We start from the raw sequence: 25836 nt of genomic DNA, 5'->3' as shown, positions 1-25836 counted from the left end.
TCGTCCCCCTTACATGAACGCCCACACGAAGCACTCGCAGCAAGGCCGGCAGCGCGTCGTCGTCCTCGGGGCCGGGTACTCCGGCCTGATGGCCGCCCTGCGGGTGGCCCCGCACGCCCAGGTCACCCTCGTCGATCCGGTCGGCCACCTCACCGAGCGCGTCCGACTGCACGAGGTCGCCGCAGGCCGCCCCGAATCCGAGATCACCCACCCGCTCCACGACTTCCTCCGTCACACCCGCGTCACCCACCACACCGCCCGCGCCACCTCCCTCGACGCCGCCGCCCGCACCGTCACCACGGACAGCGGTCTGGTCCTGCCGTACGACCGCCTCGTGTACGCCCTCGGCAGCTCCACCCGTTTCCCGGAGCGCGCCGCCGAGCGCGTCTTCACCGCCGAGTCCGCCGCGGCCCTGCACAAGCGGCTTCTCGACGGGCCCGGCCGGCTGGCCGTCGTCGGCGGCGGGCTGACCGGCATCGAGATGGCCGCCGAGCTCGCCGAACGGCACGGCCGTGACTGGCAGGTGCGGCTCCTCACCTCCGGCGAGATCGCCCCCAGCGTCTCCGCCAAGGGCCGCACGCACCTGCGCCGCGCGCTTGCCGGGCTCGGCGTGCGCGTCGAGGAGGGCCTGCGGGTCGACGACCCTGGCAGCGTGGACGCGGACGCCGTCGTCTGGTCGGCGTCGATGTCCCCGAACACCGGCCTCGCCGCCTCCGCAGGGCTCGCCCTCAACTCCCTCGGCCGCGTCGACGTCGACGCCGCCCGCCGCTCCCTCTCGCACCCGGAGATCTACGTCGCGGGCGACGCGGGCGGCACCCACCGGATGTCGTGCGCGGCGGCCCTGCCCATGGGGTCGCGGATCGCGACGTCGATCCTCGCGGAGGGGCGCGGCCTGGACCCCGTACCGAAGCCCGTCACCTACGTGCTCCAGTGCGTCAGCCTCGGCCGCCACGGCGGTCTCGTGCAGTCGGTGCGCAAGGACGACTCGCCCCGCGACCTGGTCCTCACCGGGAGGCCCGCCGCCTTCGTGAAGGAACAGATCTGCGCCTCCACCGTCAAGTCGCTCGCGTTCGCGGCCCGCAGGCCCGGAGCCGTCGGTCTGTCCCCGGGGTTCTGACCCACCGGCCGGCCCGTCAGGAGGAGAGCGGCGTACGCGCGAAGGAGGACCCGTATCGGTCCCAAGGGCCATAGCGGTGCGGGTACGGACCCACCCCTGGACCGACGATCTGCCGGTACGCCGCTGGCTAGGCTTCGAACGAGAGCGGGACACCTTCACGTGCCCCGACGCGAACACGCCGACGGGGGAGCCGAATTGAGCCGCAACCAACCACCCGGACCGACCGTGCTGGGTTACTCCCGCACCCGGCTCCTGCGCATCCTCCTCGGCTTCCCGGCCGTCGGACTCGGCCTCGGCCTTCTGCTGCCGCCGCCCGCCCGCTGGACGGACGGCTCGGCCACCGGGACCCTGGGCCGGGTCGTCGACGCCCTCGGCGGGTTGGACCAGCCCTGGCAGGTCGCGCTGTGCGCCGGCGCCGCCACCGCCCTCGGCCTGCTCGCCGCCTACGTCGCCGTCGCCGACTCGGCCCGGCTGACCGTCTCCGACAGCTCGCTGGGCATCGATCCGCGCGACGGCAAGAAGGCCAGCGCCCTAGCTCGCGAGGACGTGGCGGCCGTGTACCCGGAGGGCCGGGACCTCGTCGTGCTCGACGCGGCGGGCCGCCAGCTGGCCCGTACGCCGCGCCAGGCCTCGCGGCACGCGCTCGCCCGCACCCTGCGCGCCCACGGCTACCCGTGGCGCGACTCCCGCCCCGCCACCCCTGCCCGTATGCCGGCGGCCGCGTGAGCGGTTCCTGTGCGAATCGCTCCGGGCCCTACGGGGCAGGAGCGTGTTTCACGTGAAACATGGTGCCGACCCTGCACACTCCGTCGGCACCCTGGAAGGAAACACACATGGACTTCGCCCAGCGCACCATCGACCTCGCCCGCGCCAACGTCGCGGAAGGCGGGCGCCCCTTCGCCACCGTCATCGTCCGCGACGACGAGATCGTCGCCGAGAGCGGCAACAAGGTCGCCCAGACCGACGACCCGACGGCGCACGCCGAGATCCTCGCAGTCCGCGACGCCTGTACGAAGCTCGGCACCGAGCACCTCACGGACTGCACGATCTACGTCCTGGCCCAGCCGTGCCCGATGTGCCTCGGCGCGCTCTACTACTGCTCCCCGGCGGAGGTCGTCTTCCTGACCACGCGCGAGGAGTACGAGCCGCACTACGTGGACGACCGCAAGTACTTCGAGCTCGGCACCTTCTACGACGAGTTCGCCAAGCCCTGGCAGGAGCGCCGGCTCCCGATGCGGCACGACTCGCGCGCGGCGGCGGTCGACGTCTACCGCGACTGGCAGACCCGCAACGGCGGCGAACGCCAGGTCCCGGGCACACCGACCGCCTGACCCCGGCGCATCGGCGGGCGACACAGCGGGCACACCGACCGCCTGACCCCGGCGGCGAGCCCCAGGCCCCGACCGCCTGATCCCGCGCCAGCCCTACGCCCCCTCGAAGGCCCTCCGCACCGCCGCGATGTCGATCTTCTTCATCGCGTACATCGCCTTCGTCGCCCGGGTGGCCTTCTCCGTGTCCTCGTCGCCGATCAGCTCGGTCAGCTCGGTGGGCACCACCTGCCAGGACACCCCGTACTTGTCCTTGAGCCAGCCGCAGGGGCCCTCCTGGCCGCCGTCCTCGGTGAGCCGGGTCCAGTAGTGGTCGACCTCCGCCTGGTCGACGCACTCGATCTCGAAGGAGATCGCCTCGCTGAACTGGAACATGGGTCCGCCGTTCAGCCCGATGAAACGCTGTCCGTTGATCTCGAACTCGGCCGTCACCACGGTGCCGGCCGGGCCGGGGCCCGCGTCGTTGTAGCGCAGCGTCCGGCCGCGCGACCCGTTCTTGAAGACGGACAGATAGAAGTCGGCCGCCTCCTCCGCCTTGCCGTCGAACCACAGGCAGATACCGAATCCACGAGTGCTCATCGTCTGCTCCTCTCCGGAAGTGGAACCCTCTGCCTGTTATGACTGCCGCCGCACCGAGAACTCACCGGCGCCTGCGCGAGGTCCCGAAGATGGAGCGGCTGATCTCGCGGCCCAGCTGGGTCCCGATCGACCGGGCGAGCGACTTGAACATCCCGCTCCCGACCACCTGCTCCACCAGCGAGGGGTCGGACTTCTCCGGCGCGGCGGCGGGCTCGGGCACCGCCGCCGGAGCGGGGGCCTGCAGCTTCTCGTACGCCGACTCCCGGTCGACCGCCTCCGCGTACCGCCCGTACAGCAGCGAGGCCTTGACCGCCCGCTCCAGTGCCTCGTCACCGACGGGCCCCATCAGCGACCGGGGCGCGCGCAGCCGGGTCGCCGCCACCGGCGTCGGCGCACCCTGCTCGTTCAGCACCGTGACGACCGCCTCGCCCGTCCCGAGTCCGGTCAGTACCTCCTCCAGGTCGTACGGCGAGTGCGGGAAGGTCCGCACGGTCGCCTTCAGTGCCTTCGCGTCGTCGGGCGTGAACGCCCGCAGCGCGTGCTGCACCCGGTTTCCCAGCTGGGCCAGCACATCGGCGGGCACGTCCTTCGGGGTCTGTGTCACGAAGAAGACCCCGACCCCCTTCGAGCGGATCAGCCGCACGGTCTGCGTGATCGCCTCAAGGAACGCCTTCGACGCCCCGTTGAACAGCAGGTGCGCCTCGTCGAAGAAGAAGACGAGCTTCGGCCGGTCCAGGTCACCGACCTCGGGCAGGTCGTGGAAGAGGTCCGCGAGCAGCCACATCAGGAAGGTCGAGAAGAGCTGCGGGCTGCGCTGCACGGCGGCCAGCTCCAGCACCGACACCAGCCCCCGCCCGTCCGGCGCCTGCCGCAGCAGCTCGTTGGTGTCGAACTCGGGCTCACCGAAGAACTCTCCCGCGCCCTGCTGCTCGAAGGCGGTCAGCGCCCGCAGGATGACCCCGGCGGTCACCGTCGAAAGGCCGCCGATCCCCTTCAGCTCGGGTTTGCCCACGTCGGAGGTGAGAAAGGCGACGACCGCGCGCAGGTCCTTCAGGTCCACCAGCTCCAGACCCTTCGAGTCCGCGTAGTGGAAGATCAGTCCGAGCGACTGCTCCTGCGTCTGGTTGAGCTGGAGCACCTTCGACAGCAGTACGGGACCGAAGCTGGTGACCGTCGCCCGCAGCGGAATGCCGGGGCCGGTCCCGCCCAGCGCGTAGAACTCGCACGGATACCCGGTGGCGGTCCAGTCCTGCCCGACGGACGCCGCCCGCTCCCGTACCTTCTCGTTCTCCTCGCCGGGCGCCGAGACGCCGGACACGTCTCCCTTGATGTCGGCGAGGAAGACGGGCACGCCCTGGGCCGACAGCTGCTCGGCGATCAGTTGCAGCGTCTTCGTCTTCCCGGTGCCGGTCGCCCCCGCGACGAGTCCGTGCCGGTTGAGCACGGCGAGCGGGACGCGGATCTGCGCCTGGGGCAGGCAGACCCCGTCCCACAGCAGCGCACCGAGATCCAGCGCGGGCCCGGTGAAGGCGTATCCGCCCGCGATGGCCGTCGCCTCGGCACCCGCAGCACTGCCCGGGTCACCGGAGGGGGTACTTCCGCTCATCGTTTGCTCCCGTTCTGGCGCTGAATACGACCTTTGCATCCCTCCCTCATGGCTGCGCCCGGAGCACCTTCCCCGGTAGGCTTTCCGTGTGATCTTCAAGCGCATCGGAAACGGCCGGCCGTACCCCGACCACGGCCGGGAAAGCACCCGGCAGTGGGCAGATGTCGCGCCGCGCCCGGTCCGCCTCGATCAGCTCGTCACCACCAAGGGCCAGCTGGACCTGGAGACCCTCCTCGCCGAGGACTCCACCTTCTACGGCGACCTCTTCGCGCACGTCGTGAAGTGGCAGGGCGACCTCTATCTGGAGGACGGACTGCACCGCGCGGTCCGCGCCGCGCTCCAGCAGCGCCAGGTGCTGCACGCACGCGTCCTCGAACTGGGCTGACCCGGGGGCCCGCACGGCAGCCGGGTGTCTCGTTGGCCCTTTCGGGTCGGTCGTTGACCCATTGGTTGATCATTTAGTACGCAACCGACCTGGTCGGCACTACGCTGCGCCCATGAGCATGCTGACTCCCCCCGGCATGGGCGGAAAGTACCGCATCACGGGTAACGCCTATCCCCGGATGCGCCGCCCCCACCGCCGCCGCCGGATCATCCTCCTGGCGGTGGCGTCCGTCGCCGCGCTCAGCCTGGCCGGCTGGGGAACGGTGCAGCTCATCGACGTCTTCACCGGCGGCGGGAAGAAGACCGTGGCCGGTGGCAAACGGCCCGACTGCAAGCCCGCGGCGTCCGCGGCCCCGGCCGTTCCTGCGAAGGACGCGAAGGGTGTCCCGAAGCCGTCCGCGGTGAAGGTCAACGTCTTCAACGCGACCGGCCGCAGCGGCCTCGCCAAGCAGGTCGGGGACGAGCTCAAGAAGCGCGGCTTCCAGGTCGTCAAGGTCGACAACGCGCCCGAGGAGTACGAGAAGAAGATCAAGGGCCCCGGGCTGCTGGTCGGTGCGCCCAGGTCCCTCGCGGCGGAGCTCCCGGTCCTGGGCACCCAGTTGAAGGGCGCCGAGAAGAAGGCGGACACCCGCGGCGGGCAGGAGGTCGACCTCATCATCGGCAACGGCTTCAAGTCCCTGGACACGAAGAAGAGCGCGGACCAGGCCCTGGTCGCCCTGACCAGGCCCGTGCCCGCGCCCTCCGGCGCCAAGTGCTGAGCTACTCCGCGGTGCCGTACATCCGGTCGCCCGCGTCGCCCAGGCCCGGCACGATGTAGCCGTTCTCGTTGAGCCGCTCGTCGACCGAGGCGGTCACCACGGTCACCGGCGCCCCCGCCAGCTCGCGCTCCATGACCTCCACGCCCTCCGGCGCGGCGAGCAGCACGACCGCGGTGACGTCGTCCGCGCCGCGCTTGATGAGCTCCCTGATGGCCGCCACCAGCGTGCCGCCGGTGGCCAGCATCGGGTCGAGGACGTACACCTGACGGCCGGAGAGGTCCTCCGGCATCCGGGTGGCGTACGTCTCCGCCTGGAGGGTCTCCTCGTTGCGGATCATGCCGAGGAAGCCCACCTCGGCCGTCGGCAGCAGCCGCACCATGCCGTCGAGCATGCCCAGACCTGCCCGCAGGATCGGCACGACCAGGGGGCGCGGGTGGGACAGCTTGACACCCGTGGTCGGGGTGACCGGCGTCTCGATGTCGACCTGCTCGGTGCGCACGTCCCGGGTGGCCTCGTACGCGAGCAGGGTGACCAGCTCGTCGGCGAGGCGCCGGAAGGTGGGGGAATCGGTGCGCTTGTCGCGCAGCGTGGTGAGTTTGTGCGCCACCAGCGGGTGGTCGACGACGTGTATCCGCATGTTTCCACAGTAACCGGGCGTGCCCGGCGTGTGCCCGGCGCGGCCCCCGCTCGCATCATCCCGGCAACCACAGGGAAGGTGAAGACATACCAATCACGCCTCATCAGGACGGTGCGGTCCATGACGCAGCAGCAGCCGGAACAGGACACCGCCCGCGCCGAGCAGGACTCTCAGGAGCAGCGGGCGCAGGAGAGCGACGCGGCGCGCCGAAGGCGACGCGCCCAGTTCCTGCGCGAACTGAACGAGGCCAAGGAGCTGCGTGACCGCGTCCAGCCGCGGCGGGCCCGAGCGGCCAGAATGCGCCAGCAGATGCGGATGCGGACCTTCCGTTGGTAGCCGGACGACCCCCTCGTACGCCCCCGCGCACACCTCACCCTCCGGACTGATGCACGACGCAAGCGCGGAAGACCTCTCGCTCGGCCGAGGTTTCTGCCACGATTCCGAGTGGGCGGGGCCTTCTGAGCACCGCTGAATCGTCACCTCTGACCAGTGGGAGAGTCACGGTGTACTTCGCCGCACTGCTCGCGCGCACCGAAGACGGATGGGAAGCGAGCGACACGGAGCTCGACGACGTGGAGACCTTGTCGGACCTCGTCGAACTGGCCCGCGAGGGCTCGGCCGACGACGACATCGTCCTCGTCTTCATCGAGCAGGAGGACGCCTGGTTCGGCGTCGTCCGCGTGGAGGAGCTGGAGGACCCGCGGATCTACGTCTCCGACGCAGCCGCCGCCGCCCGCTCCTCGTACGGAGAGATCCTCACCAACGAGCTGCTCGGCACCGACGGGGAAGATCCCGTCGCCGACCTGGACGCGCTGGACCTCGACGGCACCGAGGACGGCGAGAGCGACACCCCGGACGCCGCGGCGCCGGGGGCCGGGGCGGAGACCGGGGAAACCTCCCTGGTCCCCGCGCAGGCGGGCCCCGTCGCGGCGGGCCCCGCCGGTGACCGGCAGGTCCTGGCCGATCTGGGCATGACGGAGAAGGAGCTCCTGGCGCTCGGCAGCGAAGCGCTGTCGGACATCGCCGACGCACTGGGGGCCGCGGAGATCCTGGAGGCCGTGCGCTAGTGGAGGAGGTTCCACCGTCCGACGCCGCGGGCCCCGGACCGTACGACCCCGTACGGGATCCGTGGCGCGCGGCCATGACGCACGCCCTGTCCGAGGCTGCTGCGGCGGCGGAGTCCGGCGACGTGCCGGTCGGCGCCGTCCTGCTGTCCCCGGCCGGTGAGCTCCTGGCCACCGGGCACAACGAACGCGAGCTGCACGGCGACCCGACGGCGCACGCCGAGGTCCTGGCGATCCGCCGGGGCGCCGCGAAGCTCGGGGAGTGGCGGCTACGGGGCTGCACACTGGTGGTCACCCTGGAGCCGTGCACGATGTGCGCGGGCGCCATCGTCCAGTCCCGCGTGGAGCGGGTGGTCTACGGGGCGCGCGACGAGAAGGCCGGGGCGGCGGGCTCGCTCTGGGACCTCGTACGGGACCGGCGGCTCAACCACCGGCCCGAGGTGATCTCCGGCGTACGGGAGGACGAGTGCGCGGCCCAGCTGACGGCGTTCTTCCGGACCCGCCGGCCGGACCTTCCGCAGGACCCGCCCCGGAGCCTCGCGCCGGACCGCTGACGGAGCTCGCGCGGGACCGCTGACCGGAGCTGCGGTTATCGGTTTCGGAGCACTGCCTCCGGTGGGCTAGACTCTGTCTCGGTAGCGTGTCCGAGTGGCCTAAGGAGCACGCCTCGAAAGCGTGTGATGGTGCAAGCTATCCGTGGGTTCAAATCCCACCGCTACCGCCATCGAAGAAGCCCCTCCGGGAGACCGGAGGGGCTTTCTTTATTCCTCCCCGCGACGCGAGTGACGCGGGGTACGGGAAAAGGCAGCAGCCCCGGCCTTGGGAGAGGCCGGGGCTGCTGCTGTTCCTGGAGCGCCCGAAACGGTGAGGACGGGGGAAGCGGCATCGGGGGGACAAGCCGCTTCCCCCGATGAGAACGGTCCTCGAAGTCCGGCCGCTGTCGGGGGAGCAATGCGGCGCGGACCCCGCAGTGAGGTCCCGTTCCTCGCCCGGGTGGATTCCTGCCAGATCCCTCCGGGCTCATGTCCCATCCTGCTCCCCCCGCAAGCGCCGCAACTCCGGCGAAAGACCCGCAGGGGCGGGCCGTTGGTCCTCAATGCGTGCGTGAAGATCTCCGGCAGGTCCCCGGACGGGCAGGTGAGTGCGCGCGTTCCGCCACTCGAGTTGCCCGTTCGTACGGTTAGACTCTCGCGACTGCTCGGCGGACCACAGGGGAGGGTCTGGGCGTGGACATCAAGAAGGCCATTCTCTACATCGTGGTCGTTTTTGTGCTGTACACGATCATCACCTCCCCCGAGAAGGCGGCCAACATGGTCGGGCTAGGCTTCCAGGGCCTGTCCGACGCGGCCAAGGGGATCGGCTCGTTCATGACCAACCTCGTGAAGTAGCCCGTACGCCCGACAAGGCCGCTCCTCTTCCCCCAGGAGTGCCCCGTGATCCGCCATCTGGTCCTCTTCAAGCTCAACGAAGGCGTCTCCCGTGACGAGGAGCGCGTGCAGGCAGGCGCCAAGGCGTTCGCCGAGCTCGCGGACCTCGTGCCCGAGCTGGAGTTCTGGGAGTGCGCCTGGAACATCACGGACCGCCCCATCGCCTACGACTTCGCCATCAACTCGGCCGTCGCGGACGCCGATTCCCTGAAGCGCTACATCGAGCACCCGGCCCACCAGGCCGCCGCCGGACAGTGGCGCGAGTTCGCCACCTGGGTCATCGCGGACTACCCCTTCTAGTTCGCGTCCGCCGCCCGACGGGCCCGCCGCAAAGCGTGCGCCGCGCCCGCCGGGTGTTGCAGAAACGTATTTTCAGAGCGGAAGAAACGCCCGGCCCCGCATCTCTTCGATGCGGGGTTTTTGTATGCCTATGCCCCAACTTGCCCTCAACACGGCGCTATACGGTGCTTGCACACAGTGCACATGTCTTGTGATGCTATGACCGCTTTTGACAGACGAGTTAAGCGAAGTGTCCAGATAGCGACCGAAAAAGGGGTGGCGACTGTGCCGGCCAGTACTGCTCCGCAAGCGCCGCCCCAGCAGGGGACCTCGCCCGAGGGTGCGCCAGCCCAGGAAGCGCCGCTCCAGGAGCCCCCGCTCGTCGAGACCCCCGAGCGCGTCCCCGGCACCCCCGCGGCCCGCACCAGGGGCGCCGACACCCGGGCCCTCACCCAGGTGCTGTTCAGCCAGCTCAAGGGGCTGACCCCCGGCTGCGGGGAGCACTCCCGGGTGCGGGCCGCGCTCATCGAGGCCAACCTCCCGCTCGTGCGGTACGCCGCCGCCCGCTTCCGGTCCCGCAACGAGCCGATGGAGGACGTCGTCCAGGTCGGCACGATCGGCCTGATCAACGCGATCGACCGGTTCGACCCGGACCGCGGCGTCCAGTTCCCCACCTTCGCGATGCCGACCGTCGTCGGCGAGATCAAGCGCTACTTCCGCGACAACGTCCGCACCGTGCACGTACCCCGCCGTCTGCACGAGCTGTGGGTACAGGTCAACGGCGCCACCGAGGACCTCACCACCGCCCACGGCCGCTCCCCCACCACCGCCGAGATCGCCGACCGCCTCAAGATCACCGAGGAGGAGGTGCTGGCCTGCATCGAGGCGGGGCGCAGCTACCACGCGACCTCCCTGGAGGCGGCCCAGGAGGGCGACGGCCTGCCGGGCCTGCTCGACCGCCTGGGGTACGAGGACCCGGCGCTGGCCGGGGTCGAGCACCGGGACCTGGTCAGGCACCTCCTCGTCCAGCTCCCCGAGCGCGAGCAGCGGATCCTGATGCTGCGCTACTACAGCAACCTGACGCAGTCCCAGATCAGTGCCGAGCTGGGAGTTTCCCAGATGCATGTGTCCCGGCTGCTTGCCAGGAGCTTCGCGCGACTGCGATCCGCAAATCGGATCGAGGCGTAATCCTCACGGGTAGAACCAGCTGGAACCTGTGGGGGGAAGAAAAGCCCCACACCCCCTCTTTCCTGCATGTATTTGTCGACTTGACGCTACAGCGCGTTGCCGACATGTGACATTCTGCTGGAACCGCGTTTGCAGCACCTCCGCCGCCGGTATTCAGGTGGAGGCTGCTTCCTCCGACGGGAAGCGTCCGCCGCTACCGTCCGCGACCCTAAGAGGGGGTGGCATGTCCGTAGAACAGGGCAGTTCGAAGGTGCTCATCAAGGATGCGCCCGACATGCTCGACCGTGCACCGGTGATCCCCGCGATTCCGGTCCAGCCCGTGCCCGACCAGGCTCCCGCCGCCTCGGCGCCGCCGATCGTCACCCAGCCGGAAGCACTCGACACCCGCACGCTGTCCCGCTCCCTGTTCCTGCGGCTCGCCGTCCTCGACAAGGGCAGCCCGGAGCGCACGTACGTCCGTGACACCCTCATCGAGCTCAACCTCCCGCTCGTGCGGTACGCCGCCGCGCGGTTCAGGTCGCGCAACGAGCCGATGGAGGACATCGTCCAGGTCGGCACCATCGGCCTGATCAAGGCGATCGACCGCTTCGACTGCGGACGCGGCGTGGAGTTCCCGACCTTCGCCATGCCGACCGTCGTCGGTGAGATCAAGCGCTTCTTCCGCGACACCTCGTGGTCGGTGCGGGTGCCGCGCCGGCTCCAGGAGCTGCGCCTGGCCCTCACCAAGGCCAGTGACGAGCTCGCACAGAAGCTGGACCGCTCGCCCACCGTGCCCGAACTCGCCGCCGTACTGGGCGTGTCCGAGGAGGACGTGGTCGACGGCCTCGCCGTCGGGAACGCGTACACGGCCTCCTCGCTGGACTCCCCCTCCCCCGAGGACGACGGTGGCGAGGGCTCCCTCGCGGACCGCCTCGGGTATGAGGACACCGCCCTGGAAGGCGTGGAGTACCGCGAGTCGCTCAAGCCGCTGCTGGCCAAACTCCCGCCGCGCGAACGCCAGATCATCATGCTGCGGTTCTTCGCGAACATGACGCAGTCGCAGATCGGCGAGGAGGTCGGCATCTCCCAGATGCACGTCTCGCGGCTGCTCACCCGCACCCTCTCGCAGCTCAGGGAAGGGCTGATCGCCGACTGATCGCCGACTGATCGCCGACCGATCCCCGCGCTGCTGCCCAAGTCCAGGCTCACTCTGGTCATTTGACGGGTCGTCAGCCAGACTGGCGCGATGCGATGTCAGGGTGTGGCGGTAGGGGCCGGTGCGGTCGCACTGTGCCTGGGCGGCTGGCTCGCCCTCGGGGGCGAGGGCGGGTCCGACAAGGGATTCGTCGCGGTGGGAGCGGCCGGGGCGGGGCCCGAGGGGGCGCCGACGAAGGCCGTACCGCCCGAGGGGAAGGTCGAGCTGGTACCGCTCGACCCGACCTCTACCAACTCCCGCGGCGATGCGGGCAGTTCGGGGGCGGATCCGGCCGATCCCGCAGGCACACCGGGTTCCACCGGAGCCGTGGCCGGCTCTGCCGGAGCTGCCTCTGCCGGATCCACTGCTCCCGGATCCGCCTCTGCCGGATCCACTTCTGCCGGATCCACTTCTGCCACAGCCGGATCTGCCGGAGCCGGCTCCACCGCGCCCGGCTCCACCGTGCCCGGGGAGTCCGCGCCGGGGTCCGTGGCCGGTACGTCCTCGGGGTCCGGTTCCGGAGCCGGCGGGCAGCCCTCCCGTACCCCTGGGGGCGACGGGTCGACCGGAGGCGCGCCCGCGGGCAGCGCCGGAGGGGCGTCCGGCGCGAGGCCGCCGCAGTCCGGACCGCCCCCGTCGAAGCCCTCGGAGCCCGCCCCGCCGAAGCCGGCGCCGCCGAAGCCCCGGCCGCCCGGCCCCGCCGCACTCGCCGTGGGTTCACCGGTGCGCGCGAAGGCGGACCGGCGGTGGTGCGAGAAGGTGACCGTGTCGCTGCGCAACTCCGGTGGTACGGCGGTGCGTTCGGGCACCGTCACGTTCGCGACGCACATCATCGGGGCGCTCGGCGTCGACTGGGGGACGCGTACGTCCTCCCAGCCGCTGCCCGGATCCATCGGGCCGGGAGCGACCAGGAGTGCGACGTACACCGTCTGTGTGGATGCCTGGCGGGTGCCGCTGGGAATGCACGTGGAAACCCGGCGGGTCACCGCCACCTGGAAGTAGGGACAGGGGACGTGACGAGGAGCGGGCGGGTGCTAGCCGAGCGCGAGCCAGGCCACCGCGGCCAGGACGATCACGACGGCGACAACGGCGACGATCAGGCCGGTCTTCGGGCCCGACGCCTGCGCGGCCGGCTGCGAGCGGCCCTGCTGCGCGGGCTCCTCGTCCACGAACGCACGGAACATCTGGGTGCTGCCCGCCGGGTCGTAGCTGCCCTCGGGACCTTGGCCCTGGGGGGCGTGGGGGTTGTGTGCCATGCGCGAGACCCTAGCGAAGGTGGGCCCCTCGGCGACACCCCAAGCGCCCATATGTACTGAGCTGCGGCTTTACACGCCCCCGCGGCTCCCTTGACCGGCCGATCGACGAGCCTTTTGGATTCCTTTGCCCCAGAGGCCCGAAATTAATTTGTCTGAAGCAACCATCTAGTCATATGGTTGCCTAAAGCAACAAGATAACAGCGGTACCAAGCTGTGCAGCTGTTCTGGGAGGTGCTGTGGCAGCCAAGAGTCAGTACGAGGAACTGGCCCGCCAGCTCAGTGCCATCGGCGCCGTGAAGAGAGGTCTGGCGCGCATTCTGCCCGTCGAGTGCCCACCGGGTTCCGCGGCAGTGATCACCCTCCTCGCACGCCACGGCGAAATGCGGCTCAGCCGTCTCGCCGAGCTCATGGCCATCGACATCTCGGTTACAAGTCGACATGTCGCCCATGTCGCAGAACGCGGCTGGATCGTGCGCTCGCCCGACCCGGGTGACAAGCGCTCGCGCATCCTCCGCCTCACGACCGAGGGGGAAGCCGTCCTGGACGAGCTTTCCCTGCGCACCACCGAAGTCCTCGCACACACCCTTGAGGACTGGTCCGACGACGAGGTCGGGCAGCTGAACACGATGCTCGCCCGGCTGCGCGACAGTTTCGGCGACTGCCGTTCCTGGACGCCCGCGCAGCACGACTGCGGCGCACTCGCCCCGTAGGGCGGGACAGTCACCTCCGGCGGGGTACTCGCCCGGGGGCAGCGCACTCATGACTTCCGCACCACCCGCAACACCCGCGTAAGCGAAAAGGACAAGGATTCAATTGGCTACGACCACACCTCCCGGTGTGCGGGGCGGCCACGCCAAGCACGGGGCCCCCTCGGCCCCTGCCTCCGACAGTGCCGCTCCGATGACACACCGCCAGATCATGGAAGCCCTCGCGGGCCTCCTGCTCGGCATGTTCGTCGCGATGCTGTCGTCGACGATCGTGTCGAACGCCCTTCCGGAGATCATCCGCGACCTCGACGGCACCCAGAGCGCGTACACCTGGGTCGTCACCGCCGCCATGCTGTCGATGGCGGTCACCACCCCCATCTGGGGCAAGCTCGCCGACCTGTTCAGCAAGAAGCTGCTGGTCCAGATATCCCTGATCATCTTCGTGGTGGCCTCGGCACTGGCCGGACTCTCGCAGAACACCGGGATGCTCATCGGCCTGCGCGTGCTCCAGGGCGTCGGCACCGGCGGTCTGGTCGCACTGACCCAGATCGTCATCGCCGCGATGATCCCGCCGCGCGAGCGCGGCCGGTACTCCGGCTACATCGGCGCCACCTTCGCGGTGGCCACCGTCGGCGGCCCGCTGCTCGGCGGTGTCATCACCGACACCTCGTGGCTCGGCTGGCGCTGGTGCTTCTACGTGGGCGTGCCGTTCGCGGCCATCGCCCTGATCATCCTGCAGAAGACGCTGCACCTCCCGGTCGTCAAGCGCAAGGTCAAGATCGACTGGTTCGGCGCGTTCTTCCTGGCCGCCTCGGCCTCGCTGCTGATGATCTGGGTCACCCTCGCGGGCGACAACTACGCCTGGAACTCGTGGCAGACCTACGTCATGGTCGGCGGCTCGATCGTGCTCGGCATCATCTTCGTGGCCATCGAGTCCAAGGTCGGCGAGCCGCTCATCCCGCTGCGCTTCTTCCGCAACCGCACCATCGCGCTGACCGCCGCGGCGAGCCTGTTCGTCGGTGTCGCGATGTTCGGTTCGACGGTCTTCCTGAGCCAGTACTTCCAGCTCGCCCGGGACAAGTCGCCGACGATGTCCGGCGTCATGACGATCCCGATGATCGCCGGTCTGTTCCTCTCCTCCACGGTCTCCGGTGCGATCATCACCAAGACCGGCCGCTGGAAGGGCTTCCTGGTCGGCGGCGCCGTCGGTCTGACGGCGGGCCTCGGTCTGCTCTCGACGATGGCGTACGACACCGAGTACTGGCAGGTCGCCATCTACATGGCGGTCCTGGGCCTGGGTCTCGGCATGATGATGCAGAACCTGGTCCTCGCCACCCAGAACCAGGTCAAGCCGCAGGAGCTCGGCGCGGCGAGCTCCCTGGTCGCCTTCACCCGCACCCTCGGCGGCGCGATCGGCGTCTCCGCGCTCGGCGCGGTCATGGCCACCCGTATCTCGCACTACGCCGAGGACGGCATGGCCGCCCTGGGCATCAAGGCCCCGGCCGGCGGCTCCGGCGGCGGCATCCCCGACATGGACGCCCTGCCCGCCCCGATCCGCAAGGTGATGGAGAGCGCGTACGGCAACGGCATCGCGGACGTCTTCCTGTACGCGGCGCCCTTCGCCCTGGTCGCCCTGCTGCTGGTGCTGTTCGTCAAGGAGGTCGCCCTGAAGTCCTCCAACGACGGCTCCGCGGCCCCGACCGCCGCCACCGTCCCGTCGGAGACCCCGGCAGAGGGCACGTCCGGCGCGGCCCCGGCCCACGAGGAGGCACCCGTGACCCAGCCGCTTCCCACCACCCCGCCCACCGGACGCACCCTGCACGGCGTCGTCCGTACCGCCGAAGGTGTCTCGGTGCGCGGCGCGGCGGTCACGCTGATCTCCCTCGCGGGGCGTCAGCTCGGCCGCTCGGTGGCCCAGCCCGACGGTCGCTACGCCCTGGACGCACCGGCCGCCGGCTCGTACGTACTGATCGCCTCCGCCGACGGCTTCCAGCCACAGGCCTCGACGGTCACCGTCGGGGACGAGCCGATGGCGTACGACATCCTGCTCTCGGGCACCAGCGGTCTCAGCGGCGCGGTGCGCAGCGCGGCCGACGGGACCGGGGTCGCCGACGCGATGGTCATCGTGACCGACGTGCGCGGCGACGTCCTGGCCACCGGCAAGTCCGGCGTCAGCGGCGAGTTCGCCTTCGGCGAGCTGGTCCCCGGACCGGTGACCATCGCGGTCAACGCGGCCGGGTTCCGGCCGATGGCACTTCCGGTGGAGATCGGCGGCACGGGCATCACCCGCGTCGAGGCGGTCCTCCAGGCCGGCGCGCTGGTCCAGGGCACCGTCCGGGCCGGCGCCGCACGGCGGCCGCTGCCGGACGCCCGCGTCACGATCATGGACGCGGCGGGCAATGTGGTCTCCACCTCCACGACCGGTGAGGACGGCGCGTACGCCTTCACCGACCTGGACGCCGGCGAGTACACGGTCATCGCGACCGGCTACCCCCCGATGGCGGGCAACCTGACGGTGGCGGGGCGCGGCGTGGACGCGCACGACATCGAGCTCGCCCACCCGGGCGAGTAGTACAGACCTCCTGACCCGGGGCGCGTTTCGAGCGGAGGCGCGCCCCGGCGGCGGAGTCGAGGGGGCGGCAGGCAGGGGACGGCCTGCCGCCCCCCTCTTTTTGTTCGTAGGTACGAGAAAGAAGCAGGGCAGGTATCGGTATGGGACTTCGCGCACAGGTACGGACCCGGGACGGCTGGGCCGTGCAGCACGCCGTCGTGACCGTCACCGACATGACGGGTTCGCAGGTGCTGCGGGCCGCGGCGGACGGGGACGGGGCCGTGGTGGACGCGGCGACGCTGGCTCCCGGCCCGTACACGGTCATCGTGACCGCCGTCGGCTACGCGCCCGTCGCCTCGACCGCACTGGTCACGGCGGCCGGCCGGATCGACGCGGGCAACGTGGTGCTGACCCGCCAGGGCGGTGTGGAACTGCCGCCCCCGGGCGCGTGGACGATCGACCCCGTGCACTCGTCGGTTGGCGCGGTCGCCCAGCACCTGGGCATCTCCAGCGTGCGCGGCCGGTTCACGGACTTCGGCGGACGGATCGAGATCGCGCAGGACGTGGAGAAGTCACGCGTCGAGGCGGTCATCTCGGCGGAGACGATCGACACCGGCAACGCGATGCGCGACGGACACCTGAAGTCGCCCGACTTCCTGGACGTGCAGACGCACCCGCAGATCACCTACCGCAGCTCCGGCCTGGTGCCGGCCGGGCCCGACCGCTGGACGGTCAAGGGCGAGCTGTCGCTGCACGGCGTGGTCCGGGAGGTCGACCTCGACCTCAGCTACCTGGGCACCGGCCCCGACCCGTGGGGCGGGGTACGGGCGGCCTTCCGCGCGACGGCCGACCTGCGCCGCGACGACTTCGCGATGAACTACAACCAGGTGGTCCAGGCCGGCATCTCGGCGATCGGCGCCACCCTGCGGGTAGAACTCGACATCCAGGCCGTCCAGGGCGACGCCCTCCCCCAGCCCTGACCCTCTCTGGGGCCCTCGTCGGCCAGCCACTGGCTCGACTCAGGCATCGCTGCCGCCGTCCATGATGCTCCCTTGGGCGGCGGGACCGCGCCCAGCCACCCCCCGCCCGCTCCCTCGGGCGGCGGGGCCGCGCCCAGCCACCCCCCGCCGCTTCCTTGGGCGGCGGGGCCGCCCCCGGGGGGCGGAACGGGCGGGCAAGGGGGCGGCCCCCACGCGGAGCCGCCCCCTCCTCACCCGGCCCACGCCTACCCCCGCTGCACGAACCCCCCCGGCTGCGGCGGCTTTCCCCCCGTCTGCTGCACCAGCTCCCTGCACAGCTCCCGAAGCTTGACGTTCCGGCCCTGCGACGCCCGCCTGAGTATCACCAGGGCGTCCTCCGCGGGGCACCGCTGCCTGGCCATCACGATCCCGATCGCCTGGTCGATCACGAATCTCGACTCCATCGCCGTCCGCAGGTCCCGCGCCGCCTCCGACTCCCGCTCGATGCGTTCGGCGACCGCGACCGCCCCGGCCGCCTGCTCGGAGAAGCGGCGGGCGATCTCCCGCTCCTCGCGGAACGCCTCCGGCCGCTGCGAGTAGAGGTTCAGCGCCCCCACCGTGTGCCGCCGCACCTGCTCCGTCGGCAGCGAGGTCGCCGGCCTCGCCTGCAGCGACAGCGGGGCCGCGAACACCGACCGGATGCCCTGCGCCGCCGCGAGCCCCGGATAGGGCCCCCAGCGCTGCTCGCGCCGCATGTCGGCGACGTACTCCTCGACCCCGTTCTCCAGACTGCACACGCAGGGACCGGCCTCGACCTCGTACTGCATGGCGTCGAGCAGCAGCGCCTCGCTGTCGCTGCTCGCGGTCGTCACCAGCCGCCCGCCCCTGCGCATCGTGACGCTGCACGAGTCCGCGCTCTCCACGGCCCGCACGGCTTGCACCGTCAGCTCCTGGAGGAAGGAGTCGAGTCCCCTCCAATCGGTGAGGGCGTCGTGCATCGTCCGCAGGTCGAAGCCGTTGAGTCCAGCGCCGATCCCGGCGCCGGAGCGACTGCTGCGTCCCGGCCCGGCACCTACGTCAGTCGTGTCGGTCATACCTTCGCGAGTGCCCCGGATCGCGCCACAAACGCCGTTTCCTCACGCACGGTCGTCATTCGGTCGCTGAGGCATCCACAATGCGTGACGCGATGTCGCGCAGCTTGACGTTGCCCTTCTGCGAGGCACGCACCAGGCGGTCGAAGGCCTGTACGGCGTCGATGTTCAGCCGTCCCATCAGCAGACCGGTGGCCTGGCCGATCACGTCGCGGGTCTGCATGGCCTCCTGGAGCTGCTCCTGCACGTCGGCCGTCTCCAAGGCGATGCCGATGTACCCGGCGAGCAGCCTGCCGACCCGTACCGGCTCCTCGTCCGCGAAGGCGTGCGGCTTCGCCGCGTACAGACCGAGCACGCTGAACCGGCTCTGATGGCCGCGCAGCCGCAGGAACAGCGCGGACCCGCCCGCGTCGTCGGCGACCCGGGAGACCGGCGTCTCCCACAGTTCGTCGCCGGGAACGGGCGGCGACCCGCCGTCATCGGCGTCCGGGCAGGCGGTTTCGCAGCGCTGCGGCAGGGTGGTGGCGAGGGTACGGACCTTGCCGGAGCGCTCGACGACCGAGAGGCTCGCGTGGTCGGCGCCGGGGACCATGTCGCGCGCGAGGCGGACCGCGGCCCGCGCGGTCTCCTCACGCCCCGCGGTCTCGTGCAGTTTCAGCGCAGCGGAGGCCAGTGCCTCGGCAAGTCTGAAATCGACCTGGGCATACGGAATTTCTGGAATGTCGGACGCAGTCACCACGAACCTCTTCGGCGTGCACGGCCAAGGACGCGACCGTGCCCGGGAGAGCTCCGCAGCACATTCCCGACTGCGAGCAAAGGACGAACAGACTCTATCCGCTCCTGTCCTGCGGCGAAGCAATCGGGCGGGGATCATGTGGGGATCGGACAAGCCCGGCCCTCCGCGCAAAGCTTCCGTCCCCTTCCGGTCGTCCACTCGACCCGGTCGCCGCGCGCGTGGTCCAATGGAGGACCCGGTCAGGAAGCGGCCCCACCGAACACGACGCGCACCGGTTGCCGTCGGCATCGGACAGGTGACAGCTGTGCCCTTCCGTCTGACCCCCTGTGATCTCCCGGAACGTCCGAACGCGCCGCGCTGCACGCTCCTCGCGATGCCGAGAGAAATCGACATCTCCAACTGCGAGGAGCTGTACGGGGCCGTGCTCGAAGCCGTGGACCTGCGCCGCGGCCTCCTCGACGTCCTGGTGCTGGACTTCACCGGTACGACCTTCACCGACAGCCGCGGCGCCCGGCTGATCTCCGCCACACGGGAGTACGCCCAGGAGTCCGGCGTCGCGGTGCGGCTCGCGGCGGAGGAGGACGGGGTGGTCCGACGGGTGATCACCCTGACCGGAACCCGCCGTGACGTCCCCGTCTACGCGACGGTGGCGGAGGCGGTACGGGGCACGGACACGCTGGGAATGCCGTAACGGCCTCGCGGGGCACTGGGCCGCGTGTCCGCCCGTAGCGCGCCGCGGGGGCGGCCGGCCACGTGTCGGTCCGTAGCCGCAGCGGGGCACCCGGCCGCCTGTCCGCCCGCAGCCGCCGCGGGGGCACCCGGCCGCCTGTCCGCGCCCGCAGCCGCCGCGCGGCTTGCCCTGCGCCCCCCACCCGCTACACGTCGCTCCCTCCGCCCCCCGAACTCATCGCCTCGATGCCCGCGACCAGGACGTCGAGTGCCACTTCGAAGTCGCGGCCGTACATCTCGGCCACCGTGTCGCCGCCGCGTGCCTCCATCACCTCGGTGGACCTGCGGAACAGTTCGGAGGACTCGATCTCCCCCGCGATCGTCCCCATCGCCTGCTGGTAGAACTCGTCCGCGCTCAGGCCGAGGTCGGCCGCCCTGCGGTGGAACTGGCCCTCGCTGTTGGCATACCCGTACACGAACTGGAAGACCGCCGCGATCGCGCCGCCCTGCCGCTCCAGCGGCAGCCCGCTCCTGGCCATCAGCCCCAGCGAGGCGGTGGAGAAGCGCATCATGTTCGGCCCGATGTTGAGGAAGCGGCTCATCAGCGAGGCCGCCCACGGGTGGCCGACCAGCATCTCCCGGTAGCTCTGGGCGAGCCGGCGCAGCTGTCCGCGCCAGTCGGAGCCGTCCTCGGGGTCGGGCAGCGCCAGCTCGCCGACCACCCGGTCGAGGGCGAGTTCGAGGAGGTCGTCCTTGGTGGCGACGTACCAGTAGACGGACATGGCGGTGACGTTCAGCTCGGCGGCGAGCCTGCGCATGGAGAACTTGGCCAGACCCTCGGCGTCGAGGAGCGCGACGGTCACGACGGTGATCTTCTCCCGGTCCAGCCCGGCCGCGGCCGACTCGGCCCTGCGTCCGCCCGCGCCCCCAGCTCCCGTACCCCCGCCGGCGCCACCGCCCCCCGCACCCGCCCGCCCCGTGCCGCCACCGCTCCGCGGCGTCCTCGCGTCCAGCCACACACTGCTCTGTCCAGGCTTGTTGACGCGGTCGGCCGCGGGCACCATGGGACACACTCCTCGGTTCTGCTCCGTCGGGCGGGACGGACCGTGTTGTTCCGGTTCGTCCCGCCCGATGGTATGCCGAGGACTACCCGGGCGGTACGGGTGCGCAGGACGGATTCCGCTGGTCCGGCACCTGTTGCGGGTCCGCGCCCGCTCGGCCGGGCCGGTCGCCGCGCGCCTCCGCGCGGCGCAGCAGCACCGCGGCGAGCAGGCCCCCCGCCAGTACCGCCGCGGCCCCCACCAGTTGGCCGCTCTGCAGGGCGGAGGCGAAGGCGTGACGGATGCGTGCACGCTCCTGCGCGCCGTCCGCTGCCGCCATCGCCGCCGGCAGTGACACCGCGCCGGCCGCCGCCGGGAAGAGTGCGGCGAAGCGGGAGGTCAGCACGGCGCCCAGGACCGCCACCCCGAGTCCGTTGCCGAACTCGCCGAGCATCCCGTTGATTCCGGCGCCGACCCCCGCCTTCTCCGGCGGGATGGCGCTCATGATGGCGGCGGCCATGGCGGGCCCCGCGAGCGCGATGCCCGCTCCCATCACCACGAGCCCCACCAGCGTCCACGGGTAACTCTCGCTCCCGAGGCAGCCGATCACCGCAGGACCGGCCGCGATCAGCGCCATGCCGAAGGCGATCGTCACCGGGGTCCCCAGCCTGGGCAGCAGTCGTGCGCCCGCCCCCGCCACGTTCAGTACGACGACGGTGACCGCCAGCGGGGCCGTCCGCAGGCCCGCCTCCAACGGCCCGTACCCCAGCACGAACTGGAGGTGCTGGGTGAGCAGGTAGAGCGAACCCGCCATCCCGAAGGTCACCAGGATCGACCCCGCGACGGCTCCGACGAAGCGCTCGTCGCGGAAAAAGCGCAGATCGAGCATCGGATACGGAATCCGCAGCTCCCACCCCACGAACAGGGCCAGCACGACCACCCCGGCGCCCGCCGCGAGGAGCACCCCGGCAGACGTCCAGCCGTGCTCGGGGCCGGAGATGATCGCGTACACGACCGACGACATGCCGAGGGTCGAGAGCAACGCCCCGGGCACATCGGGCCGGCCCCCCGCCGGACTCTTCGACTCCGGTACGAGGGCGGCGACCGCGACCAGCGCGAGCAGCGCGACCGGGATGTTGACGAGGAAGATCGCTCCCCACCAGAAGTGGTCGAGCACGAACCCGCCGACCAGCGGGCCGGTGGCGACCCCGAGGGAGCTGACGGTCGCCCACAGCCCGATCGCCCTGACCCGCTCGTCCTCGGCGAAGATCTGGACGACGACGGCCAGGGTGGTCGTCATGAGCAGCGCCCCGCCCACACCCATCCCGGCGCGTGCGGCGATCAACTGGCCGGGTGACTGGGCGAGTCCGGCGGCCAGTGACCCGGCGCCGAACAGCGCGAGCCCGGCCAGCAGCATCTTCTTGCGGCCGTACCGGTCGGCGGAGCTGCCCGCGGTGAGCAGCAGCCCGGACTGGACGAGCGAGTAGGCGTTGATCATCCACTGGACGTCCGCCCCGGTCGCGTGGAGCTCGGTGGTGAGGGAGGGGACGGCGACGTTCAGGACGGTGTTGTCGAGCAGCACGGTGAGCTGGGCGAGACAGATGACCCCGAGGACCAGCCAGCGCTGCGGATGGCGCTGTGTCCCGGCATCGGATGTTCCGGCTCCGGGTGTTCCGGCACCGGGTGTTCCGGCACCGGGCGTTCCGGCACCGGGCGTTCCGGCACCGGGCGGTGTGCTTGCGGCGGTTGGCGATGACGACGACGTCATGGGAAACCCCTCTACGGTGTATAGCTATTGGCTATACACCGTAGAGGGGTCCCTTGTACGCCGTAAAGCGAGTTGCTCTCGCTGCTAGCTACCTCGCAGCTTCGCTACCTCGCTGCTTCGCTACCTCGTGAGCGGTTTCGTCAGGTCGTAGAGGGTGGTCCCGGCCACGGACACCTTGGCGAAGCTGGCCTCGACCCAGGTGGTGAGGGTGCTGCTGTTGCCGCCGCCCGGCCCGCCACCGCGCCCGCCCGCGCCGCTCGCGCCGCTTGCGAGGAAGTAGTGGATCTTCCCTTGGCGTACGTACGTCTGGAACGCGGCAAGGGTCGGCGACGGGTCGCTCCCGTTGAAACCGCCGATGGCCATCACGGGCTTACGGGTCGCGAGTTGGTAGCTGGCGGCGTTCTGGGAGCCGATGGCGGCGGCGGCCCAGGTGTAGTCGTCGGCGTGTGCGCCGATCAGTGCCTGGACGGCGGGGTCGACACGTTGGCCGTCGAGGAGGCCGTTCATGGGGGCGCCTCCACCAGCACCTTCCAGGCCACCACGCTGCCCGCCGGGGGCGGACTGTCCGCCAGGGCCGGTGGGCGCGGACTGTGCACCGGGAGCGGTGGGCGCGGACTGTGCACCGGGGGCGGTGCCGCCCGGCCCACCGGGCCCACCCGGCGCGCCACGGCCGCCCCCCGCGCCCGGCGGTCCGTTGCCGGTGCCCGTCCACCGGCCGGGGCGCTCGCCGCCTCCGAAGCGCACGCCTCCCGGCCCGCCGCCGCCCCTGGTGGACGGCCCGGCCGTCACGATCGAGCCGGAGTGTCCGGTGCCGACCGTCTGCGCCGCGTACGCCGCCGGGCCCGCGAGGGCGGTGGCGAGGCCGAGACCGGCCGCGCCCACGGCGACGTACCGCAGCACCGGCCGTTCCGCGTACCGCCCCGGCAGCAGCCCGCCGGCCAGGAGCCCGAGCGCGGCGAGCACGCCCCCGCCGAGCACCGCCCCGCCCAGCCAGGGGAGATGGTCCGGGGTGCGGCCGAGCAGGACGTACGCCCAGTACGCCGTCACGCCCACCGTCGTGGCCAGCGTGAGTGCGGCCGCCGGGCTGCGCCGCTCCTCCCACAGGACACTCGCCCCCATGCCGACCAGGGCGGCGACGTACGGGGCGAGGGCCACCGTGTAGTACTCGTGGAAGATCCCCGCCATGAAACTGAAGACGCCGGCGGTCACGAGCAGCGCCCCGCCCCAGGCGAGGAACGCGATGCGCGCGGTGTCGGTACGGCGCGCCTTCCAGGTCACCACGAGCCCCGCCACCAGCAGGATCAGCGCGGCGGGCAGCAGCCAGGAGATCTGGCCGCCCACGCTCGCACCGAACATCCGGAAGATCCCGGATTCGCCCCACATGCCACCCCCGCCACCTCCGCCGCCGGGTCCGCCTCCGCCGCCCACGCTGCCGGCCTCGTCGCCGTTGATCCGGCCGAGCCCGTTGTAGCCGAAGGTGAGCTCCAGGAAGGAGTTGGTCTGGGAGCCGCCGATGTACGGGCGCGAACCCGCGGGCCACAGCTCGACGAGTGCGACCCACCACCCGCCGGAAACGACCAACGCCAGGCCCGCAAGCGCGAGTTGCCCGAAACGGCGGCCGACCCCGGTGGGCGCACAGACCGCGTACAGCACGGCCAGCGGCGGCAGGATGAGGAACGCCTGGAGGGTCTTGGTCAGGAACGCGAGGCCGACCGCGACGCCCGCCCACACCAGCCACTTCGTCCGCGCGTCCTCCAGCGCGCGCAGCACGCAGTACACGGTGACGGTCATCAGCAGGGCGAGCAGCGCGTCCGGGTTGTTGAAGCGGAACATCAGCGCGGCGACGGGTGTGAGCGCGAGCACCGCACCGGCGAGAAGCCCGGCGCCGTACGAGAAGCGCCGGCGGACCGCCGCGTACAGCACGGCGACGGTGCCCACGCCCATCAGTACCTCGGGTACGAGGATCTGCCACGAGCCGAGCCCGAAGAGCCGTACGGACAGCGCCATCGGCCACAGCGCGGCCGGGGGCTTGTCGACGGTGATGGAGTTCGCGGCGTCGGACGAGCCGAAGAAGAAGGCCTTCCAGCTCTCGGAGCCGGCCTGGACGGCGGCGGAGTAGAAGGAGTTGGCGTAACCGGAGGAACTGAGGTTCCACAGGTAGAGGCCGGCGGTGGCGAGGAGCAGGACGACGAGCCCCGGCCTGATCCTCGGCATGCCTGCCCGGACGAACTGCGTTGGTTTCATGGGAACTTCAGCTCTTCTCGGCATGGGGGAACGCTTCCGCCGTGGCCGGCGCCTCGGGGAAGACCCAGGCGCGCAGCAGCAGGAAGCGCAGGACGGTGGCGGCGAGGTTGGCGGCCACGAGGACGGCGAGCTCGCTGTGCGCCGAGGGGGCCCCGGTCGCGGAGGTGAGCGCGGCCAGGGAGCCGCTGGTCAGGGCCAGTCCGATGGCGAAGACGACCAGTCCCTGGGCCTGTTGCCTGACCGCGCGGCGGCGCCCGCGCACCCGGAAGGTGAAGCGGCGGTTGGCGGCGGTGTTGGCGAGGGCGGACACCAGCAGGGCCACCACGTTGGAGAGTTGCGGCCCAGCGAAGGTGCGCACGGCGGCGTACAGCCCCAGGTACAGCAGCGTGCTGAGCACGCCCACCGCACAGAACCCGATCAACTGCCGCGCCAACCCCCGCGGAACGGCAGCGATTTCGCGATCCCTCGGGTCGTCCCCGAACGGCCGGGCCAGCCGGTCGAGCGGCAGCGCGCCGACGGCGAGCGCGCGCCCCACCCGCCAGACCCCCTTGAGGTCGTCGACGGCGGTACGGACGATCCGTACGCTCGACTCGGGGTCGTCGACCCAGTCGACGGGCACCTCGTGGATGCGCAGCCCGGCGCGTTCCGCCAGCACCAGCATCTCGGTGTCGAAGAACCACCCGGTGTCCTCCACCATCGGCAGCAGCCGCCGTGCGACATCGGCGCGTATCGCCTTGAACCCGCACTGGGCGTCGGTGAACCTGGCGGCCAGCGAGGACCGAAGGATGAGGTTGTACGTCCGCGACACGAACTCCCGGCGCGGCCCGCGCACCACCCGCGAGCCGCCCGCCAGCCGGGTCCCGATCGCCAGGTCCGAATGTCCGGAGACCAGCGGCGCCACCAACGGCAGCAACGCGTTCAGGTCCGTCGACAGGTCTACGTCCATGTAGGCGAGCACGGGCGCGTCCGACGCCTCCCACACCGCCCGCAGGGCCCGCCCCCGCCCCTTCTCCCCCATCCGCACCCATGCGACGTCGGGCAGCTCCCGGGCGAGCCGGGCGGCGACGGCGGGCGTCGCGTCCGTGCTGGCGTTGTCCGCGACGGTGATCCGGAAGGGATAGGGAAAGCTCCCGTCCAAATGCGCCCGCACCCGCCGCACGCACGGCTCCAGGTCCCGTTCCTCGTTGTGCACCGGAATGACGATGTCGAGCAACGGCGCCCCGTCACCTGCGGCGCCCATGGGCCGCCGGGCGGGCAGCGCGGACAACCCAGCC

General features: G+C 71.2%; 27 protein-coding genes and 1 tRNA gene. 18 read left to right on the top strand and 10 right to left on the bottom strand.

Translation table 11 applies throughout. The features are described from left to right. Positions 1-13 precede the first annotated feature (13 nt). From ACIQM4_RS12425 to ACIQM4_RS12415, 3 genes are all read left to right on the top strand, one after another. Positions 14-1117, top strand: a complete 1104-nt coding sequence (locus ACIQM4_RS12425; RefSeq protein WP_401589753.1) for an NAD(P)/FAD-dependent oxidoreductase — start codon at positions 14-16, stop codon at positions 1115-1117. Positions 1118-1312: 195 nt separating this feature from the next. Beyond that, entirely contained in the window at positions 1313-1843 is a 531-nt protein-coding gene (locus ACIQM4_RS12420) for a hypothetical protein (RefSeq protein ID WP_401589750.1), read from the top strand. 107 nt (positions 1844-1950) lie between these two features. Beyond that, positions 1951-2448: a nucleoside deaminase gene (locus ACIQM4_RS12415; protein ID WP_401589747.1), complete on the top strand. Its 498-nt coding sequence runs from the start codon at positions 1951-1953 to the stop codon at positions 2446-2448. A 93-nt stretch (positions 2449-2541) separates the two neighbouring features. Here the strand turns inward: ACIQM4_RS12415 and ACIQM4_RS12410 are convergent, their stop codons facing one another. Continuing rightward, positions 2542-3024 (bottom strand): VOC family protein, encoded by a 483-nt coding sequence (locus tag ACIQM4_RS12410; RefSeq protein WP_401589745.1) that lies wholly within the window; start codon positions 3022-3024, stop codon positions 2542-2544. 61 nt (positions 3025-3085) lie between these two features. Then, positions 3086-4630 (bottom strand): helicase HerA-like domain-containing protein, encoded by a 1545-nt coding sequence (locus ACIQM4_RS12405; protein ID WP_401589742.1) that lies wholly within the window; start codon positions 4628-4630, stop codon positions 3086-3088. Between the two features lie 88 nt (positions 4631-4718). Here ACIQM4_RS12405 and ACIQM4_RS12400 point away from each other — a divergent pair, with 88 nt between their 5' ends. Then, positions 4719-5015 carry a type II toxin-antitoxin system VapB family antitoxin gene (locus ACIQM4_RS12400; protein ID WP_003955420.1) on the top strand — a complete coding sequence of 99 codons (297 nt, stop codon included), beginning with the start codon at positions 4719-4721 and terminating at the stop codon, positions 5013-5015. A 112-nt stretch (positions 5016-5127) separates the two neighbouring features. Beyond that, entirely contained in the window at positions 5128-5772 is a 645-nt protein-coding gene (locus tag ACIQM4_RS12395; protein WP_401589739.1) for a LytR C-terminal domain-containing protein, read from the top strand. 1 nt (position 5773) lies between these two features. On the opposite strand, the gene upp is transcribed toward ACIQM4_RS12395, so the two are convergent. Then, positions 5774-6409: a uracil phosphoribosyltransferase gene (gene upp / locus ACIQM4_RS12390; protein WP_383257276.1), complete on the bottom strand. Its 636-nt coding sequence runs from the start codon at positions 6407-6409 to the stop codon at positions 5774-5776. A gap of 120 nt (positions 6410-6529) precedes the next feature. Between upp and ACIQM4_RS12385 the strand changes: the two genes are divergently transcribed. The 9 genes from ACIQM4_RS12385 (at position 6530) to ACIQM4_RS12345 (ending at position 12543) form a co-directional block, all read left to right on the top strand. Then, positions 6530-6745 (top strand): hypothetical protein, encoded by a 216-nt coding sequence (locus ACIQM4_RS12385; RefSeq protein ID WP_401589736.1) that lies wholly within the window; start codon positions 6530-6532, stop codon positions 6743-6745. A 167-nt stretch (positions 6746-6912) separates the two neighbouring features. Then, a complete protein-coding gene (locus tag ACIQM4_RS12380) occupies positions 6913-7476 on the top strand; it encodes a hypothetical protein (RefSeq protein ID WP_401589733.1) in 564 nt (187 codons plus the stop codon). Positions 7477-7550: 74 nt separating this feature from the next. After that, on the top strand, positions 7551-8027 hold the full coding sequence (tadA, locus tag ACIQM4_RS12375; RefSeq protein WP_401590161.1) for a tRNA adenosine(34) deaminase TadA: 477 nt from the start codon (positions 7551-7553) through the stop codon (positions 8025-8027). Positions 8028-8107: 80 nt separating this feature from the next. Continuing rightward, positions 8108-8197 (top strand) — tRNA-Ser (locus tag ACIQM4_RS12370). Between the two features lie 502 nt (positions 8198-8699). Continuing rightward, entirely contained in the window at positions 8700-8861 is a 162-nt protein-coding gene (locus ACIQM4_RS12365; protein ID WP_266651712.1) for a hypothetical protein, read from the top strand. A gap of 45 nt (positions 8862-8906) precedes the next feature. After that, a complete protein-coding gene (locus ACIQM4_RS12360) occupies positions 8907-9200 on the top strand; it encodes a Dabb family protein (protein ID WP_401589731.1) in 294 nt (97 codons plus the stop codon). 264 nt (positions 9201-9464) lie between these two features. Beyond that, complete coding sequence (locus ACIQM4_RS12355; protein ID WP_401589728.1) at positions 9465-10367, top strand: RNA polymerase sigma factor SigF; 903 nt, start codon at positions 9465-9467, stop codon at positions 10365-10367. Positions 10368-10590: 223 nt separating this feature from the next. After that, on the top strand, positions 10591-11502 hold the full coding sequence (locus tag ACIQM4_RS12350) for an RNA polymerase sigma factor SigF (protein WP_401589726.1): 912 nt from the start codon (positions 10591-10593) through the stop codon (positions 11500-11502). Between the two features lie 90 nt (positions 11503-11592). Then, positions 11593-12543, top strand: a complete 951-nt coding sequence (locus ACIQM4_RS12345; RefSeq protein WP_401589724.1) for a hypothetical protein — start codon at positions 11593-11595, stop codon at positions 12541-12543. A 32-nt stretch (positions 12544-12575) separates the two neighbouring features. Here the strand turns inward: ACIQM4_RS12345 and ACIQM4_RS12340 are convergent, their stop codons facing one another. Continuing rightward, positions 12576-12797 (bottom strand): hypothetical protein, encoded by a 222-nt coding sequence (locus tag ACIQM4_RS12340; protein ID WP_401589721.1) that lies wholly within the window; start codon positions 12795-12797, stop codon positions 12576-12578. Positions 12798-13033: 236 nt separating this feature from the next. Here ACIQM4_RS12340 and ACIQM4_RS12335 point away from each other — a divergent pair, with 236 nt between their 5' ends. The 3 genes from ACIQM4_RS12335 to ACIQM4_RS12325 all read left to right on the top strand — a co-directional run bounded on the left by ACIQM4_RS12335 (position 13034) and on the right by ACIQM4_RS12325 (position 17035). Next, positions 13034-13507, top strand: coding sequence for a MarR family winged helix-turn-helix transcriptional regulator (locus ACIQM4_RS12335; RefSeq protein ID WP_401589719.1), 474 nt, complete (start codon positions 13034-13036; stop codon positions 13505-13507). 103 nt (positions 13508-13610) lie between these two features. Continuing rightward, positions 13611-16076 (top strand): MFS transporter, encoded by a 2466-nt coding sequence (locus ACIQM4_RS12330; RefSeq protein WP_401589717.1) that lies wholly within the window; start codon positions 13611-13613, stop codon positions 16074-16076. A gap of 140 nt (positions 16077-16216) precedes the next feature. Beyond that, positions 16217-17035, top strand: coding sequence for a YceI family protein (locus ACIQM4_RS12325; protein ID WP_401589715.1), 819 nt, complete (start codon positions 16217-16219; stop codon positions 17033-17035). A gap of 245 nt (positions 17036-17280) precedes the next feature. Here the strand turns inward: ACIQM4_RS12325 and ACIQM4_RS12320 are convergent, their stop codons facing one another. Both ACIQM4_RS12320 and ACIQM4_RS12315 read right to left on the bottom strand, forming a co-directional pair. Then, a complete protein-coding gene (locus tag ACIQM4_RS12320) occupies positions 17281-18108 on the bottom strand; it encodes a GAF and ANTAR domain-containing protein (protein ID WP_401589713.1) in 828 nt (275 codons plus the stop codon). A gap of 55 nt (positions 18109-18163) precedes the next feature. After that, positions 18164-18841 (bottom strand): ANTAR domain-containing protein, encoded by a 678-nt coding sequence (locus ACIQM4_RS12315; RefSeq protein ID WP_401589710.1) that lies wholly within the window; start codon positions 18839-18841, stop codon positions 18164-18166. On the opposite strand from ACIQM4_RS12315, the gene ACIQM4_RS12310 reads away from it, so the two are divergent. Next, positions 18825-19532, top strand: coding sequence for an STAS domain-containing protein (locus ACIQM4_RS12310; protein ID WP_401589708.1), 708 nt, complete (start codon positions 18825-18827; stop codon positions 19530-19532). The genes ACIQM4_RS12315 and ACIQM4_RS12310 overlap by 17 nt on opposite strands. A gap of 184 nt (positions 19533-19716) precedes the next feature. Here the strand turns inward: ACIQM4_RS12310 and ACIQM4_RS12305 are convergent, their stop codons facing one another. The 4 genes from ACIQM4_RS12305 to ACIQM4_RS12290 form a co-directional block, all read right to left on the bottom strand. Continuing rightward, positions 19717-20574: a TetR/AcrR family transcriptional regulator gene (locus ACIQM4_RS12305; protein WP_401589705.1), complete on the bottom strand. Its 858-nt coding sequence runs from the start codon at positions 20572-20574 to the stop codon at positions 19717-19719. 82 nt (positions 20575-20656) lie between these two features. After that, positions 20657-22318: an MFS transporter gene (locus ACIQM4_RS12300; RefSeq protein WP_401589703.1), complete on the bottom strand. Its 1662-nt coding sequence runs from the start codon at positions 22316-22318 to the stop codon at positions 20657-20659. A gap of 120 nt (positions 22319-22438) precedes the next feature. Further along, positions 22439-24562 carry an ArnT family glycosyltransferase gene (locus tag ACIQM4_RS12295; protein WP_401589700.1) on the bottom strand — a complete coding sequence of 708 codons (2124 nt, stop codon included), beginning with the start codon at positions 24560-24562 and terminating at the stop codon, positions 22439-22441. Between the two features lie 7 nt (positions 24563-24569). After that, positions 24570-25802 carry a glycosyltransferase gene (locus tag ACIQM4_RS12290; protein ID WP_401590158.1) on the bottom strand — a complete coding sequence of 411 codons (1233 nt, stop codon included), beginning with the start codon at positions 25800-25802 and terminating at the stop codon, positions 24570-24572. Positions 25803-25836 lie beyond the last annotated feature (34 nt).

This window comes from Streptomyces sp. NPDC091272, assembly GCF_044757485.1.
GTDB lineage: Bacteria > Actinomycetota > Actinomycetes > Streptomycetales > Streptomycetaceae > Streptomyces.
Note: the sequence above shows the minus strand (reverse complement) of the source record. Positions and strands in the feature narration are given on the sequence as shown.

Coding starts and splice junctions, on each gene's coding strand:
- ACIQM4_RS12385 (WP_401589736.1), top strand. CDS start 6,530: ATGACGCAGCAGCAGCCGGAACAGGACACCGCCCGCGCCGAGCAGGAC.
- ACIQM4_RS12305 (WP_401589705.1), bottom strand. CDS start 20,574: ATGGTGCCCGCGGCCGACCGCGTCAACAAGCCTGGACAGAGCAGTGTG.
- tadA (WP_401590161.1), top strand. CDS start 7,551: ATGACGCACGCCCTGTCCGAGGCTGCTGCGGCGGCGGAGTCCGGCGAC.
- ACIQM4_RS12350 (WP_401589726.1), top strand. CDS start 10,591: ATGTCCGTAGAACAGGGCAGTTCGAAGGTGCTCATCAAGGATGCGCCC.
- upp (WP_383257276.1), bottom strand. CDS start 6,409: ATGCGGATACACGTCGTCGACCACCCGCTGGTGGCGCACAAACTCACC.
- ACIQM4_RS12405 (WP_401589742.1), bottom strand. CDS start 4,630: ATGAGCGGAAGTACCCCCTCCGGTGACCCGGGCAGTGCTGCGGGTGCC.
- ACIQM4_RS12310 (WP_401589708.1), top strand. CDS start 18,825: ATGTCGGACGCAGTCACCACGAACCTCTTCGGCGTGCACGGCCAAGGA.
- ACIQM4_RS12425 (WP_401589753.1), top strand. CDS start 14: ATGAACGCCCACACGAAGCACTCGCAGCAAGGCCGGCAGCGCGTCGTC.
- ACIQM4_RS12415 (WP_401589747.1), top strand. CDS start 1,951: ATGGACTTCGCCCAGCGCACCATCGACCTCGCCCGCGCCAACGTCGCG.
- ACIQM4_RS12325 (WP_401589715.1), top strand. CDS start 16,217: ATGGGACTTCGCGCACAGGTACGGACCCGGGACGGCTGGGCCGTGCAG.
- ACIQM4_RS12295 (WP_401589700.1), bottom strand. CDS start 24,562: ATGAAACCAACGCAGTTCGTCCGGGCAGGCATGCCGAGGATCAGGCCG.
- ACIQM4_RS12290 (WP_401590158.1), bottom strand. CDS start 25,802: ATGGGCGCCGCAGGTGACGGGGCGCCGTTGCTCGACATCGTCATTCCG.
- ACIQM4_RS12300 (WP_401589703.1), bottom strand. CDS start 22,318: ATGACGTCGTCGTCATCGCCAACCGCCGCAAGCACACCGCCCGGTGCC.
- ACIQM4_RS12410 (WP_401589745.1), bottom strand. CDS start 3,024: ATGAGCACTCGTGGATTCGGTATCTGCCTGTGGTTCGACGGCAAGGCG.
- ACIQM4_RS12345 (WP_401589724.1), top strand. CDS start 11,593: ATGCGATGTCAGGGTGTGGCGGTAGGGGCCGGTGCGGTCGCACTGTGC.
- ACIQM4_RS12340 (WP_401589721.1), bottom strand. CDS start 12,797: ATGGCACACAACCCCCACGCCCCCCAGGGCCAAGGTCCCGAGGGCAGC.
- ACIQM4_RS12395 (WP_401589739.1), top strand. CDS start 5,128: ATGAGCATGCTGACTCCCCCCGGCATGGGCGGAAAGTACCGCATCACG.
- ACIQM4_RS12320 (WP_401589713.1), bottom strand. CDS start 18,108: ATGACCGACACGACTGACGTAGGTGCCGGGCCGGGACGCAGCAGTCGC.